The following is a 17982-nucleotide window of genomic DNA, read 5'->3' on the forward strand; positions in this document are numbered from 1 at the left end:
GCGATGGCGGTTTGCCTGTGGCGAATTAGTCGTCTGACCCACCCCGTTCGCGGGCAAGCGCGCTCCTACAGTTGCCTCATTAGCCTTCCGGCGTTTGCTCGGCCAGCGCCACAGCGCGGAACATCGCCCGACGCTTGTTCAGCGTCTCTTCCCATTCCAGCGCGGGCACCGAGTCCGCGACGATGCCGCCACCCGCTTGAACGTGCAGCTCGCCATCCTTGATAACAGCGGTGCGGATCGCAATCGCGGTGTCCATGTTGCCATTCCACGCTAGATAGCCCACTGCTCCGCCGTATACGCCGCGCTTGACCGGCTCCAGCTCGTCGATGATTTCCATCGCGCGAATCTTCGGCGCTCCCGACAATGTGCCTGCCGGCAAAATCGCTCGCAGCGCGTCCATTGCCGTCAGCCCACTTTTCAGTTGGCCGGTGACATTGGAAACGATGTGCATCACGTTAGAGTAACGCTCGATCACCATCTTCTCGGTGAGTTTCACCGAGCCGACTTCCGACACACGACCGGTGTCGTTACGGCCTAGATCAATCAGCATCAAGTGCTCGGCGATTTCCTTGTCGTCAGACAGCAAGTCCACTTCCAGCGCGTAGTCCGCTTCCTCGGTCGCGCCACGAGGGCGAGTACCTGCAATCGGGCGCACGGTGATCAGGTTGTCTTCGACGCGCACCAGCACTTCCGGCGAACTGCCGACGACATGGAAGTCACCGAAGTTGAAGAAGTACATATAAGGCGTCGGGTTGAAGCAACGCAGCGCGCGATATAGATCAATCGGGGCGGCTTTGAAGTCGATGGACATCCGCTGCGACGGGACCACCTGCATGCAGTCGCCAGCGAGGATGTATTCCTTGATGGTATCGACAGCTTTTTCGTAGTCGCTCTGGGTGAAACTGGAGCGGAATACAGGATCGGCAGCTTGCGGCCGGCTAAGGTCCAGGCCTCGGCGCGGCGTGATCGGCTGACGCAATTTCTCCATCAGTGTCTCAAGACGTGCCAAGCCACCTTCGTACGCGTCTGGCTGGGCCGGATCAACCAGCACGATGGTGTGCATCTTGCCGGCCAGGTTGTCGAAAACGACGACGGCGTCGGAGACCATCAACAGGATGTCCGGCACGCCCAGTGGATCAGGGTTGGGGCAAGCACCGAGGCGCTTTTCCACATAACGCACGCAGTCGTAACCGAAATAGCCGACCAGCCCGCCATTGAAGCGCGGCAGGCCGGGAATGGTCGGGACGTTGTAACGCGCCTTGAATTCTTCGACGAAAGCCAAAGGGTCTTCGGCTTCGAGGCTTTCGATTTCAACGCCATCCAGGGTCACGCTGATGTGGTGCTCGTGGGCGCGCATTACCGTACGGCACGGCAAGCCGATGATCGAATAACGGCCCCACTTCTCGCCACCTTGTACAGACTCCAGCAAATAGGAGTTTGGCTCGTCGGCGAGTTTCAGATAGATCGACAGCGGGGTGTCGAAGTCGGCCAGGGTTTCGTAGGCAAGCGGAATGCGGTTGTAGCCTTCAGCAGCCAAACGCAGGAATTTTTCACGGTTCATGAGCAGCCTCGTGGTGAGAGGATAAAAACGGTCAGGAGTGCAAACGTGCCGGGCGTCCGGCCAGATTCAAGTCAGGCGCGCCAACGCCAGCGGGCCAGGGCCTTCATGACTTTCATCCAGAGTTTGCGAGTGACCACCACGATGGATTCTCTAAAGGAGGGAGGTTGAGCGTGGGGCAACGTTATCTCAGCCCCCAAGTCCAGGCAACCGGGAATTAGCTTGCGCAAATCATCAATCACCAACGCCGGGCATTCTTCGGCAATCGGTCGACCGTGGTTATAGCCATAGCTCAACGCAACACACGCCACGCCAGCTGCTTTGGCCGCCAGCACGTCGTTGCGTGAGTCCCCCACGAACAGCGATTGCGAGCCTGGGGAATTGGCCATTTTCATCACGAAAAACAACGCCGCCGGATCAGGCTTCTGTTGAGGCAGCGTGTCGCCGCCGACGATCCAGCGAAAGAATCGCCCCAGCTTCATCTCGTCCAGCAGCGGGGCGACAAAGCGCTCCGGCTTGTTGGTGATCAGGGCCATTTGCACGCCATTCTTTTGCAGCCACTTGAGGGTTTCGCGAACACCTGGGTAGACCTTCGTCAGCCCATGGCTATCGCTGTAGGCTTCCATGAAAATCGCCAGCGCCGCGTCGGTGGATGCTTCATCCACGCCGCTGTGGTCGATGCTGTTGGCCAACGCACGGCGCACCAACACGCGCACGCCGTTGCCGATCCAGTCACGCACCGACTCGATGCCGACTGCCGGGCGACCGAGTTCGAGCAGGGTTTTATCCACAGCTGCCGCCAGATCAGGCACCGAGTCGACCAATGTGCCATCCAGATCGAACATGATCAGTTTGGGCAGGCGACCCGGGAATAGTTGCTCGAAGCCGCTCATGCGCGGGACAACGCCAGTTCTGCACGCATTTTATCAATGACCTCTTTGTAGTCCGGCGCATTGAAGATCGCTGAGCCTGCAACAAACGTATCGGCACCCGCAGCGGCGATTTCGCGGATGTTGTTGACGTTGACGCCGCCGTCGATTTCAAGACGGATATCACGGCCGGACGCGTCGATCAACGCACGGGCTTCGCGCAGTTTATTGAGAGTGCCTGGGATGAATTTCTGGCCGCCAAATCCCGGGTTGACGCTCATTAGCAGGATCATGTCGACCTTGTCCATCACGTATTCCAGCAGGTTCAGCGGTGTAGCCGGGTTGAACACCAAGCCTGCCTTGCAACCACCTTCGCGGATCAGTTGCAGGGAGCGGTCGATGTGCTGCGTCGCTTCCGGGTGGAAGGTGATGTAGGTGGCGCCAGCTTCAATGAAGTCGCCGATGACGCGGTCAACCGGGCTGACCATCAAATGCACGTCGATGGGTGCGGTGATGCCGTATTTACGCAGCGCCGAACAGACCATCGGACCGATAGTCAGGTTAGGTACGTAGTGGTTGTCCATCACGTCAAAATGGACGGTGTCGGCGCCAGCGGCGAGGACGTTGTCGACTTCCTGGCCCAGACGGGCGAAGTCGGCGGAAAGAATCGACGGAGCAATAACGAAGGGCTGCATGACGCACCTTTTCTGAGCGAAATCACGGTGGCGCGCATTGTACTCCAAGGGATTGGAATGGGGTTGGGTGGCAGATGAATGCGGTTTTTGATCCTGAACCATAGGGGCAGTCAAAGACCCCTTCGCGGGCAAGCGCGCTCTTACAACAGATCGCGCTCATCTGTAGGAGCGAATTTATTCGCGAGACGTCGGCACTGGTACAACCATTGACTACGCCTCCCCAACAAGCTGGCTCCTACAGATCAATCAACCAACGCCTCTTCTTCTAACCGCTTGGCCTTCACCACCGGCTTGGCATCGGCGGCTTTCAAGTCCTTGCTGAACGTCCCGTCGTTCTCGCCCTTGAAGAAGTTCTTGCCGTAGATCAGCAGGCACAACACCACACCAATGGCAAAGGCCCAACTCGCTCCCTTGATCGCCAGCACCGCGCCGATCACACCCGCGATACCGAGGTCACGCTGACTGCGCGCTTCGAGAATCCCGAGCCGGACGCTGACATAGCCCTGAATCAGCAACGTCAGTGACAGCGCTACGCCTAGAATCGGCTGCACCAGTGTCACGACCGGTAGCAACAGCAAACCGGTATTGGTGCCCCAACGGAATGAGCCGACGCCGCCAATGATCGACTTCATGGCCTTCGGACCACCTTTGAAGCGTTCAATCACTACCACCAACATCGCCGCCCATTTCGGGCCACACATGGCGACATCCGGGCCGAAGATGCTCATGAAGGCATTTCGCGCGCCGAAGATCAGATGCGCGCGGTCCGGGTTGTAATCAACCACCTCATCGGTGCGGACTTTTTCCGCCTCATCGAGCAGCGATTTCGCACTCAACACGTCGCCAAAGACAATGATGTAGACCGCCAGCATGGTCGGCAGCGCCGAGATGAACATCGAAAGCGGCGGCATGCCGAGACCAAATACCGTGTAGTTGCTCCACAGCCCGGCGAAGTCCGGCTTGCTGATGCCCCACTGAATGGTTGGCCATGGCGCTTCGCCAAACAAAGGCGCAATAACCACGGCGAGCAGGATGATCGGCAAGATCCCAAGCTTCGCGAAATTCCACCAGAAGCGGTTGCGCTGTTTCAGCTCATTGAAGTGCTGGGAGAAGATCAGGTAGAACGCCAGACCGACTGCGATCGAGATGGTCCACGGCAGCACGTTGAACTTGCCGCCGACCTGAAACACTGCGATCACCGCACTCAATCCGGCGCCGACAATGATCCCGGACTTGATCGCTGGCGGCACGTATTCGACCACCTTCTTCGCCATGCCCGTCGCCCCCAGCGCAATCGAGAACACCCCGAGCATCAATTGAAACGCAATCAACGCGTGGACCCGCTCCGGCCCCATCGGAAACTGCGCGCAATACGCCATCAATAGCGGCACAGCCGGCGTGATCCAGCCTGGCACGGTAGGGTCGCCCAGCAAATGGTGCGTGAGATACAGCAGACCGTTGAGCATCACAACCGCCAGCGCGACTTCAAACGGCATGCCCAGCAGCTCGGTCATCAAGGGGATGGCTGCCAGATCCACGGCACACATCAACAGGCCCTGTAGGTAGTCCGGCATTTCGAATTTGTAGTGAATGAACGGCAGTCGCACCTTGAACGGGCCGACAGGGATGTACGGGCTTTCGCCTCCTGCGTGTGGGAGGTCGGACATTGAATGCACCTGTTTTATTAGTCTTGTAATGGCAAACGCCCGACCTCACGGGCCGAGCGGTGTTACGTGTCGGGTGACGAATCAGTAAGCGGCGCGGTAGATCTTCTCGATGTCGGCGGCAGTCAGCTTGCGCGGGTTGTTGCGCATCAGGCGGTCGATTTTGCTCGCCTCCTCCGCCATAGCCGGGATCGCATCCTCCGGTACATTGAAGCTGCGCATCCCAGATGGGATATCCACAGCAACGCACAGATCCTTCATCGCCTGAACGGCCTGATCGGCTGCATCCTTGTCGCTCAAATGCGCGGTACGCACGCCCATCGCTTCGGCGATATCACGGAAGCGCTCGACGCAGGCCATCTTGTTCCAGGCCATGACATACGGCAGCAACAAAGCATTGCTGACACCGTGAGCAATATTGAAACGACCACCCAGCGGGTACGCCAGCGCGTGCACCGCGCCGACGCCCGCGTTGCCGAATGCCATGCCGGCCATGAGGCTGGCAGTGGCCATGTCTTCACGGGCTTGCAGGTTTGACGGGTTGGCGTAGGCCTTGGGCAGCGCCTTGGCGATCAGCTTGATGGCGCCCAGGGCGATGGCGTCGGTGATCGGCGAGGCGTTGACCGACAAGTAGGATTCGATGGCGTGCACCAGCGCATCGACCCCGCTGGCAGCCGTCACGCTGCGCGGGCAGGTCAGGGTCATCAGCGGGCTGACCAAAGCGACGTCCGGCAGCAGGTAATCGCTGACGATGCCTTTTTTCAGCTGCGCTTGTTTATCCGAAAAGATCGCGACGTTGGTGACTTCCGAACCGGTGCCAGCCGTGGTCGGAATCGCGATCAGCGCCGGGCCTTTGCGCTTGACCAGATCGACGCCGAACAGCTCGGTCAGCGGGCCTTCGTGATTGGCAAAGGCTGCAACACCTTTGGCGATGTCGATCGCGCTGCCGCCGCCCAGACCGATCAAACCATCGTGACCGCCTTCGCGATAGGCGCGGGTGCAGTCCTCGACAATGGAGATTTCAGGCTCGGGTTTGACCTGATCGAAGATCCCGTAACGGCGACCACCCAGCTGCGCGAGCGCAAGATCCACGGTGCCGGATTTGACCAGAATGGCGTCGGTGACGATCAATGGGTTTTGTACGTTGAGGCGGGTCAGTTCAGCGGCCAGCTGTTCAACGGCGCCAGCGCCGGTAATCAATTTGTTGGCGATTTTGAAGGCACTGATTTTGGAGGCAGAAATGCTCATCGGGCTCGTCCTGTATGCGTTGTTTTTAAGGAAGACGTGACAGATGAGTTAGCGAAAGCTGTGCCAATGCGCACAAAGCCCCGGCTGGCAGGGCTTAGGCTGAAAATAGAAGGCTTGGCTTGCGCGCTTTGATCAGCTTAATGATCGATTTGACGTGCCTTGATTGAAATCCTAATCAGAACGCTCCCAGCGTTTCATCTTCTGCACCACTGTTGCCTGGCTGACACCCAACGCCTTGGCAGCCAGTCGGGTGGTCTTGTGCAATTGCAGCGCCGCACGGATGGCTGAACGTTCGGCATTCTCCAGCACTTTGCGCAAGGGCAAGCGGCTATCGTCGATGCTCCGAGGATTGAGATTGAGAATTTCCTCGGGCATGTCCAGCGCCTCAATGGTGCCACTCTGGTTGGTCACCACCAGACGCTCGACGATGTTGATCAGCTCGCGGATGTTGCCGGGCCAGGCGTATTCGCACAGCAGGTCCAGCGCTTCGAGGCTCCACTGCACCTGGCGCTGATAGCGGGTGTTGAAGCTGTCTAGGTAGTAATGCAGCAGCGGCGGGATTTCTTCGCTGCGCTCGCGCAAGGCCGGGATGTTGATCGGCACCACGTTGAGACGATAGAACAGGTCGGCGCGAAAGTGCCCTTGCGCCACACGTTGCTTCAGGTCGTGATGGGTGGCGCTGATGATGCGCACGTCGACTTCCTTAAGCTCCAGGCCACCGACGGGGATGAAGCGGTTTTCTTCGATGACCTTGAGCAGCTTGACCTGCACGGCCAGCGGCAGGTCACCGATTTCGTCGAGAAACAACGTGCCGTGGTGCGCCAGCTCCAGCAAGCCGCGCTTGCCTTTGGGCCCCGCGCCGGTGAAAGCGCCGGGGGCGTAGCCGAACAATTCGGCTTCGATCAGGTTCTCTGGCAGGGCGCCACAATTGAGCGCCAGAAACGGCTCTTTGGCGCGAGGGCTGGCGTTGTGGATGAATTGCGCAACGAGGGTTTTGCCGACTCCGGTTTCGCCTTGCAGCAGGACTTTCACCGAGCTGGCGGCGACCTGACGCGCGAGGCCAAACACTCGACCCGAGACTTCCTGATCGGCCATCAGGGGCGAATGCAGCAGGTTTTCGCGCTGGCCGGCGTGAAGTTTGGCGGTGCTGTTGCGCAGCTGTTTGAGCTGTTGAAGCTCGTCGCGTTCGTGCTTCATGCGCAGCAGTTCGGTCATGTCGCGCACGGTGCTGACGACATAGCGGATACGCCGCTGTTCGTCGAGAATCGGCGTTGCGCTGACGAGCAGTTTCTTGCCTTGGCTGAGGCTCTGCATCACCGAAACCGGCTGACCTTCCTGCAGGACGCGCAGTGAGGCGGACTGAGAGATAACGCCTTCCTTGACCAGTTCCTGCATCGGCCGACCCAACAAGTCATTGCCGTTCAACCCGGTCAGCCGCTCGTACGCGTGATTGACCTTCAGCGTTTTGCCGTCGCCATCGGTGATGTAGACGCCGTCGTGCAAGGCGTTGAGCAACTCTTCGAAACTGGCGTCATTGACGTTCACCGCAGGCTCCACGCGTGAGAGGGGTCGCAAGGGAGTTGAGTTTAAACGGTGTAGCCGGCGTTGGACCTGAGAATGAAACAAAACCTGTAGGAGATCCCCCGTCGTCCAGACGCTACGCTTTCGCGCAGCAAACCTCGGCAGAACGCGCTTCTGTTTTTAATTCTGTCCGAAGGGCAGAAGCGAGATTTTGGGGCCTGTTAAATCAACGACATATCTGATGTTTGATGAGAGGGAGCTTGCTCGCGATAGCGTTGGTTCAGGCAGTGATCACTCCACCGCCGTACGCAACTTCTCGCTGCGCCCCCGCAGCCATTCCAGCGTCAGCAGCAACACCACCGAAAACAGGATCAACAAGGTGGCCGCAGCGGCAATCGTCGGGCTGAGGTTTTCGCGGATGCCGCTGAACATCTGCCGAGGCAAGGTCGCTTGCTCGGGGCCGGCGAGGAACAGCGTCACCACCACCTCATCGAACGAGGTGGCGAAGGCGAACAGCGCACCGGAAATCACACCCGGTGCAATCAGCGGCAGCGTAACGCGACGAAACGCCGTCACTGGCGAAGCGCCCAGGCTCGCCGCGGCGCGTACCAGGTTGTAATTGAAGCCCTGCAAGGTCGCCGACACTGTGATGATCACAAACGGGACGCCTAACACCGCGTGCACCAGAATCAGCGAAATATAGCTGTTGCCCAGCCCGAGCGGCGCAAAGAACAGGTAGCTGGAGACGCCCACAATCACCACCGGTACGACCATCGGCGAAATCACCAGCGCCATCACCAGCGATTTGCCGGGAAAGTCGCTGCGCGTCAGGCCAATCGCCGCCAGCGTGCCGAAACCCATTGCGAGAACGGTTGCAGCAGGCGCAACGATCAGGCTGTTCTTCAGGGCCCGCATCCACTCCGCAGAGCCGAAGAAGTCCTGATACCAGTGCAGCGAAAACCCTTGCAGCGGATACACCAGAAAGCTGCCCGAGTTGAACGACAACGGAATGATGACCAGCACTGGCAGCACCAGAAACAGCAACACCAGACCGCAGATGACCCGCAGCGCGTAATACCAGACCCGTTCGATGGGCGAGGTGTAGGGACTCAACATGATGACGCTCCTCAGCTCAGACGCAGGCGGCTGGCGCCGACCAACCAGCTATAAATCAGATACAGCACAACCGTTGCCAGCAGCAGCAAGCCGCCCAGTGCCGTGGCCATGCCCCAGTTGATGCTGGTGTTGGTGTAGAAGGCCACGAAGTAGCTGACCATCTGGTCGTTCGGACTGCCGAGCAAGGCAGGCGTGATGTAGTAGCCAATCGACAGAATGAACACCAACAGACAGCCTGCGCCGATGCCCGCGTAAGTCTGTGGGAAATACACACGCCAGAAGCTTGCGAACGGGTGGCAGCCCAGGGAAATCGCTGCGCGCATGTACGTGGGAGAGATGCCCTTCATCACGCTGTAGATCGGCAGGATCATGAACGGCAACATGATATGGACCATCGAGATATATACGCCGACCCGGTTGAACACCAATTCCAGCGGCTTATCGATGATGCCCATCGCCATCAGCGCGCCATTGATCAGCCCGCTCGATTGCAGCAACACGATCCAGGCCGCGACGCGCACCAGGATCGATGTCCAGAACGGCAGCAGCACCAGAATCATCAGCAGATTGCTTTGACGCGCAGGCATGTTCGCCAGCAGGTAAGCCAATGGATAGGCCAGCAGCAGGCAGATCGCGGTGATCACCAGGCCCATCCAGAAGGTGCGGGCAAAGATGTCGACGTAGATCGCCTGATCAGGTGTTGCAGGTGCCAGTTCGCCGAGGTCATCAATGCGATGGTCAACAGCGGCCAGCAAGTAATAGGGGGTGTAGCTGGACGTATTTCGGCGGATCGCCTGCCAGTACGCGGGATCACCCCAGCGCTCGTCGAGGGTTTCCAGTGCATCCTTATAAGAAGCAGGCTCATCCTTGAAGGGCAACGCACGAGCGGTTTTCGCCAACAGACTGCGATAGCCCGCCAGTTCCATGTTCAGACGTTTGGACAAATCGCCCAACGTTGAGTTTTTGCGGGTTTCAGCCAGGTCCAGGCTCAACGCCTTATAGACCGACTCGCTGGGCAAACCCTTGCCATCCCACTTGGCCACTTCAATCACAGTCAGTGGCATGCCGCTCACCACTTCCGGGTTGTTGACGCTTTTGTAGAGCAGCGCGGCGATCGGCACCAGAAACACCAGCAACAGGAAAATCGCCAGCGGCGCGATCAACGCCTGAGCCTTCCAGCGATTAACGCGCTCGGCACGGGCCAGGCGTTGTTTCAAGGTTGGGCTGGCGCCTTCAGTGAGGGGCACGGCGGTGGCCATAGCGAACTCCGAAATCTTTGAACGAAGGGCGCGCTTGCTGCGCTGCCCGTTTGGGACAAGACAGAAAGCGCACCCGGATCTAACTCACACCAACCCGTTTAACTGAGCGGCTTACTTGGCAGCCCAAGAGTTGAAGCGCTGCTCCAGGGTCTCGCCGAAGTCAGCCCAGAACTTCACATCGATCTGTACTTGATCCTTGATGTTCTCTTCGGTGGTCGGCATGTTTTTCAAGGTCTCAGCGCTCAGCAGCTTGACCGCTTCCTTGTTGGCCGGGCCGTAGGCGATGTTCTCGGAATAGGTCTTCTGCTGCTCAGGCGCCAGGGAGAAGGCGATGAATTTCTTCGCTTCGGCTGCGTTTTTCGCGCCCTTCGGAATCGCCCACGCGTCGAAGTCATAGACGCCACCGGTCCAGACCACTTTCAGGTTGCTTTCTTTCTGCACGGCAGCGATACGGCCGTTGTAGGCCGAGCTCATCACAACGTCGCCAGACTGCAGGTACTGCGGCGGCTGTGCGCCTGCTTCCCACCACTGAATGCTTGGCTTGAGCTTGTCGAGCATCTTGAACGCGCGGTCCTGGCCTTCTTTGGTGGACAGCACTTTGTAGACATCTTTTGGCGCCACGCCGTCAGCCATCAGAGCGAACTCCAGGGTGTACTTGGCGCCCTTGCGCAGGCCGCGCTTGCCCGGAAATTTCTCGGTGTTCCAGAAATCAGACCAGCCCGTTGGGGCGGACTTCAGCTTGTCGGCGTTGTAAGCCAACACGGTTGACCACACGAAAAAACCCACGCCGCACGTCTGGATTGCGCCCGGTACGTAGTTTTCGCTTTTGCCCAACATGGCCGGATCGAGCTCTTCGAACATGTCTTCGTCGCAGCCGCGAGACAGTTCTGGCGATTCAACTTCCACCAGGTCCCAGGTCACGCTCTTGGTGTCGACCATGGCTTTGACCTTGGCCATTTCGCCGTTGTATTCGCCAGCGATGATCTTGCCGCTGCCGGCCTTTTCCCACGGGGCGTAGAAGGCTTTTTCCTGAGCGGTCTTGTTCGCGCCACCAAAGGAAATAATCGTCAGATCAGCCGCCATGACCTGCGCTGCGCACATCATGCCCAGCGTGAGGGCGGTGAGTTTCAATGTTTTCAACATGTGTTGTTCTCTCCACGAGCGGTGTTGGTCAAGTGTTAGGGGGGCGATGGATTCGCCTCTGGATGCTGCTTTTTTCTTGCGTACTGGAGCGGGTAAATCAGTGAGCGCCCTGCAACGGGTCGAGCGCGCGGGCATGTTCGACCTGCCATCCGATAGGCACCACGTCGCCGACGCTCAGCGCCGGATCAAGCTCGGCGATGGGTTGCTTGACGAAGAAATCAGTCTTGCCAGCCACTTCCAGACGCACACGCACGTGGTCGCCCAGGTAGATGAATTCAGCGACGCGACCAGAGAACCGGTTCACACAACTTTCGCTGCGACCGTTGAGGTTCACGCGCTCGGGACGAATCGACAGCGTCACCGCATCGCCAGTCTGGCCAACGTTGACCGCCAACGCCTCGACCTTCTCGCCACGCGCCAGGCTGACCACGCAGCGGTCGCCGTCGTGACTGAACAACGTACCGCTAATGCGATTGTTCTCGCCGATGAAGTTGGCAACGAAGGTGTTTTTCGGCTCTTCGTACAACGTGCGCGGCGGCGCTATTTGCTGAATTTCACCCTGATGGAACACCGCCACACGGTCAGACATGGTCAGCGCTTCGCCCTGGTCGTGGGTCACGTAGACCACTGTCACGCCCAGGCGCTGATGGATGTGTTTGATCTCCATCTGCATGTGTTCGCGCAGTTGCTTGTCGAGGGCACCAAGGGGTTCGTCCATCAGCACCAGCTGTGGCTCGAACACCAAAGCACGCGCCAGCGCCACACGCTGCTGCTGACCACCGGACAACTGCGCCGGGTAGCGATGGGCGAACGTGCCGAGCTGCACCATGTCCAGCGCACGTTTGACCTTCTCGGTGACGTCGGTTTTGCTCATGCCGCGCACCGACAGCGGGAATGCCAGGTTCTCGGCTACCGTCATGTGCGGGAACAGCGCGTAGTTCTGAAACACCATGCCGATGTCGCGTTTGTGCGGCGGAACGTTGTTGATCGACCGGCCGCTCAGCAGGATGTCGCCAGCGGTAGGCGTTTCGAAACCGGCAAGCATCATCAGGCTGGTGGTTTTGCCTGAGCCGGACGGACCGAGCAGGGTGAGAAATTCGCCTTTGCGAATGTCCAGGTTGAGGTCTTTGACGATCAGGGATTCGCCGTCGTAGCTCTTTTGCACACCACGAAAGCTGACCAGCACATCGCTTGCCCCAGCGCTTGCATCGACATTGCTCATTTCCCACACCTTTGCTTAATCAACCGTGGGAAAGAGCCTAGATTAGGCTACAGACCTTGGAAATCGGGGCGTAGGAGAGATTCGTCTAAGGAGCGCGGAAGGTTAGGGGTAGGGATTGCCCTACACGGATGGCGGGGATGGATATGGTTATTCTGGAAGATTTCGGGTGACTGAGCGAAAGCTATCGCGGGCAAGCGCGCTCCTACAGGGGCGCACGTTTTTCTGTAGGAGCGCGCTTGCCCGCGATGACGTCAGTACGGACAGTGCGCAAGGTCGTTTTCAGGCACGCCCCGCTATCACACCAACTTATGCTCCATCGCATATTTCACCAGCTCCGCCAGCGAGGTGATGTTGAGCTTCTGCATCAGCCGCGCCTTATGGGTGCTGATGGTTTTGCTACTGAGCGCTAACTGCTGCGCGATGTCGTTGACGTTGGCGCCCTGTGCCAGACGCTCGAACACCGAAAACTCACGCTCCGACAGCAGTGAATGCAGCGGCCGGTTATCGGTCAGGCCCACCTCGAACACCATGCGGTCAGCGAGGTCCGGGTCGATATAACGCCCGCCCGCCGCCACCCGCCGTATCGCAGTCAGCAGCAGCGCGGGGTCGCTGTCCTTGGTGGCGTAGCCCGCGGCGCCAACTTTCAAGGCTCGCGCTGCCATCTGTGCCTCGTCGTGCATCGACAGCACCAGAATCGCAGGCGGATTGTTCAAGGCACGAATCCGCGGAATCGCTTCCAGCCCGTTGACGCCGGGCATGGAAATGTCCAGCAGGACCACCTCACACGGCACATGACGCAGCGTCTCAAGCAGTTGCTCGCCATTGCTGGCTTCGCCGACCACCAGTAAATCCTTGGCCAGGCCGATCAATTGCTTGATGCCTTCGCGCACGATGGTGTGATCTTCTGCAACCAATACACGAATCACTTCACTTGCTCCTGATTGGCCGGTTCCAGCGGGATGCAGATGCGCAAGGTTGTCCCCTCACCCAGCGTGCTGTCCAGTTGCAATCGTCCGCCCATGATCAGCACACGCTCGCGCATCCCGACCAGGCCGAAAGACACCGGCCTTTCAAGGCTCTGCTCGAAACCCTGGCCGTCATCGGCGATGGTCATGCACAGCACGCCATCATCAAGGCGTAGCTTGAGTTCAACCGTGTGCGCCTCGGCATGCCGCATCACATTGGTCAGCGCCTCCTGCAATATCCGGAACAGACCAATCGCCGTGGCATCCGCCAGCGCGGGCAAATTGTCCGGCACTTCAACCAGACACGGTATGTGCGTGCGCGCTTCGAAACGCCTGGCTTGCCATTCGATTGCCGACGCGATCCCTGCATCAAGGATTGGCGGCCTCAACGCCGTCGCCACATCGCGCACCAGCTGGAACAGCTGAGCGATCAAGCGCTTCATGCTATTCAAGCGATCACGCAGGCCAGGGTCCAGATCGGCGTAGGCCAGCTCACACATCGACGTTTCCAGCTTGAGAACGGTCAGCATCTGACCCAGCTCGTCGTGAACTTCCCGGGCAATGCGCGCCTTTTCTTCTTCCCGAACGGTTTCGAGATGCGCCGACAGCTCACGCAATTGCTCAGCCAGGCCCTGCAAGCGCGACTCGCTTTCTTGCAGCGCTGCCAGGGAACGACGCCGTTCGGTGACATCGGTGATGAACACCACCAGATATTCCGCCTCGCGAAAGCGCAAAAAACTCAGGGAAACATCGGCGGGTAATGTGCTGCCGTCAGCCCGGAGGCAGTTGCTCTCGAAGGTTTGAGGAGCCTCATCGGTGGACCGCGCGCGCTTCCACAGGTTGAGCCAGCGATCCATGTTCAGGCCCGGTTCGAAGTCAATCAGCGGGCGGTCGACGACGCCGCCCGGCGCGTACCCGAGCATGCTTTCAGCCGCTTGATTGGCGTAACGCACATGGCTGTCCCAGTTGACCCACAAGATGCCGACGGTACTTTGATCAATCGAAAACTGCGCCAGCCGTAACGACTCCTCGCCAGCCTGACGTTGAGTGATGTCCTCACGTGCGGCGAGCAAGTCCCGCTCCAGTGTGTGCTGCTGGCGGCGTTGCCCCACCAGAATGACGATGCACACGCCCGACACCAGCAGCAAAAGAAGCGTCAGGTTTTTCCACAGCCCTGGGGATTCACTCAGCTGTGGGTACTTGGGCTGCAGCCACTGCGCATGGACCTGCTCCAGATCTTTTGCCGGAATCAGCTTCAGGGCTCGGCTGATGATGTCGGACAGTTGCGGCAAATCACGCCGGGAGGCAATGCGCAGTAACTGCGGGAAGCCGACATCACCGACCACGGCCAGGCCAGCGAACTCCCCTTCGCGTGACAGACGACTGAGCTGGGCCTCGTCGATCACGGCATAACGCGCCTGCTGGCTCAACAATAACTGCAGCGCCTGACGCTCAAGCGGTACACCCTGCAAATTCAGATGCGTGTAATTGGAACGCAGGTAATCGGCAGTCACGCTCGGCATTCGCACGGCAACCCGCACCCGCGAATCGAGCTTTTCAAGGTCCACGGTGCCGGAACCGTCACGCTCGCCCACCAGCAATTGCGGTACGCGCATGTACGGGTCGGAGAACAGCCACAGTCGCAACCCCGCCGGCGTCTGTATCAGGCCCGGCGCAAGATCGATCTCGCCTCTGACCAGTGCCTCTTCCAGCGCCGACTGATCGGGGAAATTGCGCCACAGCAGCTCGGTCTGAAACGTCTTCGCCAGCAGGTTGATGACATCGGCGTTGGCACCTGAAAGCTGTTGTGCACGCCGGTCAAATTGCGCGTAGGGCGCTTGCAGCACGATGCCGATGCGCAGCGAGCCGCGCTGATTCAGCCAGTCGCGCTGGGCACTGGTCAATGCTTCGGAACCCGGTGCCTCAGCCTCGGCCATGACCCACGGCGGCGCAGCGAGCATAGCCAGCGCCATCAAGAGCCAGCCTCGGCGGCCGATAACCCAAAGGTGCAACGAGCGGATGATCAACGTGTTATTCCCATTGCGTGAGTCCTTCTACCGGCCCTTCGAGGTGCCGGGTTTTTGGGTCCGCTGCGCAGCATCGGTCTGACCGTACGCTGACCTGACAAACATTCGCTAACCCATTAGGCTGCCGGGATTGTTTCCGGCTTTGGAATATCCGATGTCCTACACCATTCGCGCAATGTTTCCCGCGATTTGCCTGACGCTGATACTACCGCTTGCGCAGCCAGTTCTGGCAGCCGATCCGGCACCAGGCGCCGACGCGGCAGCGGCTGACGCACCCGCCGAGCGTCAGGCGTTTCCGTCACGCAGTCAGGAAGATGCTTTAGCGCTCGAGCGCCAATTGCCTCAAGGCGAGCAGCAGAAACTCCAGGCTGGTGACGAAACCTTCCTTGCGCTATGGAAGCCAGCCAATACCGACGATCCCAAAGGCGCGGTGATTGTGATTCCCGGCACCGGAGAAACGGCTGACTGGCCGAACGCCGTCGGGCCGCTACGCCGCAAGTTGCCAGACACGGGTTGGGCGAGCTTGAGCCTGACACTGCCGGATGCCATGGAAGACGGCGTTATCGCACGCGCGGCCGACGCTGCGCCGGCTTCGGGCGACGCTGCCGCTGACAAGGAAAAACCCAAAGGCGCCTCTGACAAAGCGCCAGACCCGACTGCAACTGCGGAGGCAGAAGCTGCCGCCACAGCCGCCAACGCTGCGGCCGTTGCCGAGCAATCCAAAGCCAATGCCGATCGCATCTTCGCCCGCATTGACAGCGCCGTTGCGTTCGCCCAGCAAAACAAAGCACGCACTATTGTGCTGTTGGGGCATGGCAGCGGCGCGTATTGGGCTGCCCGCTTCATGAGTGAAAAGGCATCGCCTGCGGTTCAGAAACTGGTATGGGTCGCTGCGCAGGAAACCGGACGCGATGTGCCCACCCTGCCCGAAATACTGCCGACGCTAAAAGTCGCCACCGCAGACTTTGTGGACAAGGATCGACCGGTCCCACGCAAGCAGGCGCAGGATCGGCTAAACGCCAGCAAGCGAGTGAAAGGCGGAAAATTCACCCAAATCACCCTCAATGCGATTCCGGGAAACACTGCCGCCGAGCAAGAACAACTTGCCCGACGCGTGCGGGGATGGCTGGAGAGTCAATAGATCGCTGCCCCTTTCTGTAGGAGCAAATTCATTCGCGAGGCGCCGGATCGGGTTCAAGCCACGAGTGCGTCTGGCCAACACGCTGGCTTCTACAGATTCAACGCCTTAACTCACCTGAATCCGCGCCGTTGCCGTATGACTCCGTAGGCGTTGTGAAGCTCACGCGTGCGTTCTGTTGCATCACGCACCTGCCGCTGCGTCGCGCCCGTCCCGGCCACTTTGTCGGGGTGATGACGGCTTAACAGCAGTCGATACGCGCGCTTGATCTGGGCGGGCTCCGCATCTGCCTTGACCCCGAGCAGACGCAATGCGTCTTGATATTCGTTGCCGGTGCTGGGGAGCGGTTTCTTTGGTTGTGTACCATCTTCGGAAGCCGACAGCGCCTGAACCTTGTCAGCCGGCCAGCCCAGCCACTTACCCCAGAGCACAATCAGTTCACGCTCCCCCCGAGACGCCTTTCCGTCCGCCCACGCCATCCGCCAGCAAGCCCGCAAGAGGCCCTCGGCGGCATGAGGCTGGGATTTGAGGCGCGCCAGAAAACCGCGCAAATTGTCGCGCCCGTCCTTGCCTCGATTGAACGCCTGAATCGCCCGGCGTTGCGCAGGCTCACTCAGGTCCAGACGGCGCATTTCAACGCGCGCCTGCTGAATGTGCCCATCGACCACGCGGCCATCTTTTTTGGCCAGCCGCCCTAGCAGGATGAAAATCAGCTCGTCGTCACGGGGTACGGCACGTCCCCCAAGCCGTTCTCGCAGATGCGCCCAAGTGTGCAGCGCCAGGCGCCTGTCGAGAGCTTGTCCCAACAAGGCGCCGAGCATCGCGCCTGGAATGCTGGCGATGCCATAACCCAGACCGCCACCTATCAGCGTGCATGGCCACAGCATCTAGGGCTTCACCGCGAGCAGTTGTTCGACTTCGGCAAGCCGCTCATGCGTCCCGACATCCACCCAACGCCCGGTGAAGTGCTCCCCGGTCACCAACCCTTTAGCCATTGCCTCACGCAGCAACGGCGCCAGCTTGAAAGCGCCGTCTGCGCAACCTTTAAACAGCAGCGGATGCAGCACCGCAATGCCGCTGTAAGTCAGCCGCGGCAGTTCGGCATCGTCATGCACCTGGCCGTCCACCAAGGCGAAATCGCCGTGCGGGTGATGTGCCGGGTTGTCTACCAACACCAAGTGCGCCAGTCCGGAGATCGGCGCGTTCAGTGCAGTGAAGTCGCAGTCTGTCCAGATATCGCCGTTGACCACCAGAAATGGCCCATCGCCCAACAGCGGCAACGCACGGAAAATCCCGCCACCGGTTTCGAGCGGCTCACCTTCGGGGGAGTAATGGATGTTCAGGTCAAGTCGCTTGCCGTCACCCAGATAATCTTCGATTTGCTGGCCAAGCCAGGCGTGGTTGATCACCACGTCCTCAAAACCTGCGCTGCGAAGAGCGCGCAGGTGGTATTCGATCAGCGGAACACCGCCTGCACGAACCAGCGGTTTGGGGGTGTGCAGGGTCAGCGGACGCAAGCGTTCGCCTTTGCCTGCAGCAAGAATCATGGCTTTCATG

Annotated in this window: 15 protein-coding genes; 1 reads left to right on the forward strand and 14 read right to left on the reverse strand. The window is 59.5% G+C overall.

What is annotated here, in order from left to right; translation table 11 throughout:
* Positions 1-79: 79 nt before the first annotated feature.
* From trpE to OYW20_RS23660, 12 genes are all read right to left on the reverse strand, one after another.
* A complete protein-coding gene (trpE, locus tag OYW20_RS23605) occupies positions 80-1561 on the reverse strand; it encodes an anthranilate synthase component I (RefSeq protein ID WP_268798272.1) in 1482 nt (493 codons plus the stop codon).
* A 71-nt stretch (positions 1562-1632) separates the two neighbouring features.
* Positions 1633-2451 (reverse strand): phosphoglycolate phosphatase, encoded by an 819-nt coding sequence (locus OYW20_RS23610; RefSeq protein ID WP_268798273.1) that lies wholly within the window; start codon positions 2449-2451, stop codon positions 1633-1635.
* Complete coding sequence (gene rpe, locus OYW20_RS23615) at positions 2448-3122, reverse strand: ribulose-phosphate 3-epimerase (RefSeq protein ID WP_268798274.1); 675 nt, start codon at positions 3120-3122, stop codon at positions 2448-2450. The genes OYW20_RS23610 and rpe overlap by 4 nt, the downstream gene beginning before the upstream one ends.
* A 242-nt stretch (positions 3123-3364) precedes the next feature.
* Positions 3365-4789, reverse strand: coding sequence for a hypothetical protein (locus OYW20_RS23620; protein WP_268798275.1), 1425 nt, complete (start codon positions 4787-4789; stop codon positions 3365-3367).
* 81 nt (positions 4790-4870) lie between these two features.
* A complete protein-coding gene (locus OYW20_RS23625) occupies positions 4871-6034 on the reverse strand; it encodes an iron-containing alcohol dehydrogenase (RefSeq protein ID WP_268798276.1) in 1164 nt (387 codons plus the stop codon).
* Positions 6035-6205: 171 nt separating this feature from the next.
* Positions 6206-7579 carry a sigma-54 interaction domain-containing protein gene (locus OYW20_RS23630; RefSeq protein WP_268798277.1) on the reverse strand — a complete coding sequence of 458 codons (1374 nt, stop codon included), beginning with the start codon at positions 7577-7579 and terminating at the stop codon, positions 6206-6208.
* Between the two features lie 267 nt (positions 7580-7846).
* Positions 7847-8671 carry an ABC transporter permease gene (locus tag OYW20_RS23635; RefSeq protein ID WP_268798278.1) on the reverse strand — a complete coding sequence of 275 codons (825 nt, stop codon included), beginning with the start codon at positions 8669-8671 and terminating at the stop codon, positions 7847-7849.
* Between the two features lie 11 nt (positions 8672-8682).
* Positions 8683-9930 (reverse strand): ABC transporter permease, encoded by a 1248-nt coding sequence (locus OYW20_RS23640; RefSeq protein WP_268798279.1) that lies wholly within the window; start codon positions 9928-9930, stop codon positions 8683-8685.
* 111 nt (positions 9931-10041) lie between these two features.
* Complete coding sequence (locus tag OYW20_RS23645) at positions 10042-11073, reverse strand: ABC transporter substrate-binding protein (protein ID WP_268798280.1); 1032 nt, start codon at positions 11071-11073, stop codon at positions 10042-10044.
* A gap of 97 nt (positions 11074-11170) precedes the next feature.
* Complete coding sequence (locus tag OYW20_RS23650; RefSeq protein WP_268798281.1) at positions 11171-12295, reverse strand: ABC transporter ATP-binding protein; 1125 nt, start codon at positions 12293-12295, stop codon at positions 11171-11173.
* 296 nt (positions 12296-12591) lie between these two features.
* Positions 12592-13221 carry a response regulator gene (locus OYW20_RS23655; protein ID WP_268798282.1) on the reverse strand — a complete coding sequence of 210 codons (630 nt, stop codon included), beginning with the start codon at positions 13219-13221 and terminating at the stop codon, positions 12592-12594.
* Positions 13218-15233 (reverse strand): PAS domain-containing sensor histidine kinase, encoded by a 2016-nt coding sequence (locus OYW20_RS23660; RefSeq protein WP_408005435.1) that lies wholly within the window; start codon positions 15231-15233, stop codon positions 13218-13220. The genes OYW20_RS23655 and OYW20_RS23660 overlap by 4 nt, the downstream gene beginning before the upstream one ends.
* A 208-nt stretch (positions 15234-15441) precedes the next feature.
* On the opposite strand from OYW20_RS23660, the gene OYW20_RS23665 reads away from it, so the two are divergent.
* Complete coding sequence (locus tag OYW20_RS23665) at positions 15442-16428, forward strand: alpha/beta hydrolase family protein (protein WP_268798283.1); 987 nt, start codon at positions 15442-15444, stop codon at positions 16426-16428.
* Positions 16429-16538: 110 nt separating this feature from the next.
* On the opposite strand, the gene OYW20_RS23670 is transcribed toward OYW20_RS23665, so the two are convergent.
* A complete protein-coding gene (locus tag OYW20_RS23670; RefSeq protein ID WP_268798284.1) occupies positions 16539-17312 on the reverse strand; it encodes a TerB family tellurite resistance protein in 774 nt (257 codons plus the stop codon).
* On the reverse strand, positions 17313-17981 hold the full coding sequence (murU, locus tag OYW20_RS23675) for an N-acetylmuramate alpha-1-phosphate uridylyltransferase MurU (RefSeq protein WP_268798285.1): 669 nt from the start codon (positions 17979-17981) through the stop codon (positions 17313-17315).
* Between the last annotated feature and the right edge of the window lies 1 nt (position 17982).

Source organism: Pseudomonas sp. BSw22131 (assembly GCF_026810445.1).
Taxonomy (GTDB): Bacteria; Pseudomonadota; Gammaproteobacteria; order Pseudomonadales; family Pseudomonadaceae; genus Aquipseudomonas; species Aquipseudomonas huanghezhanensis.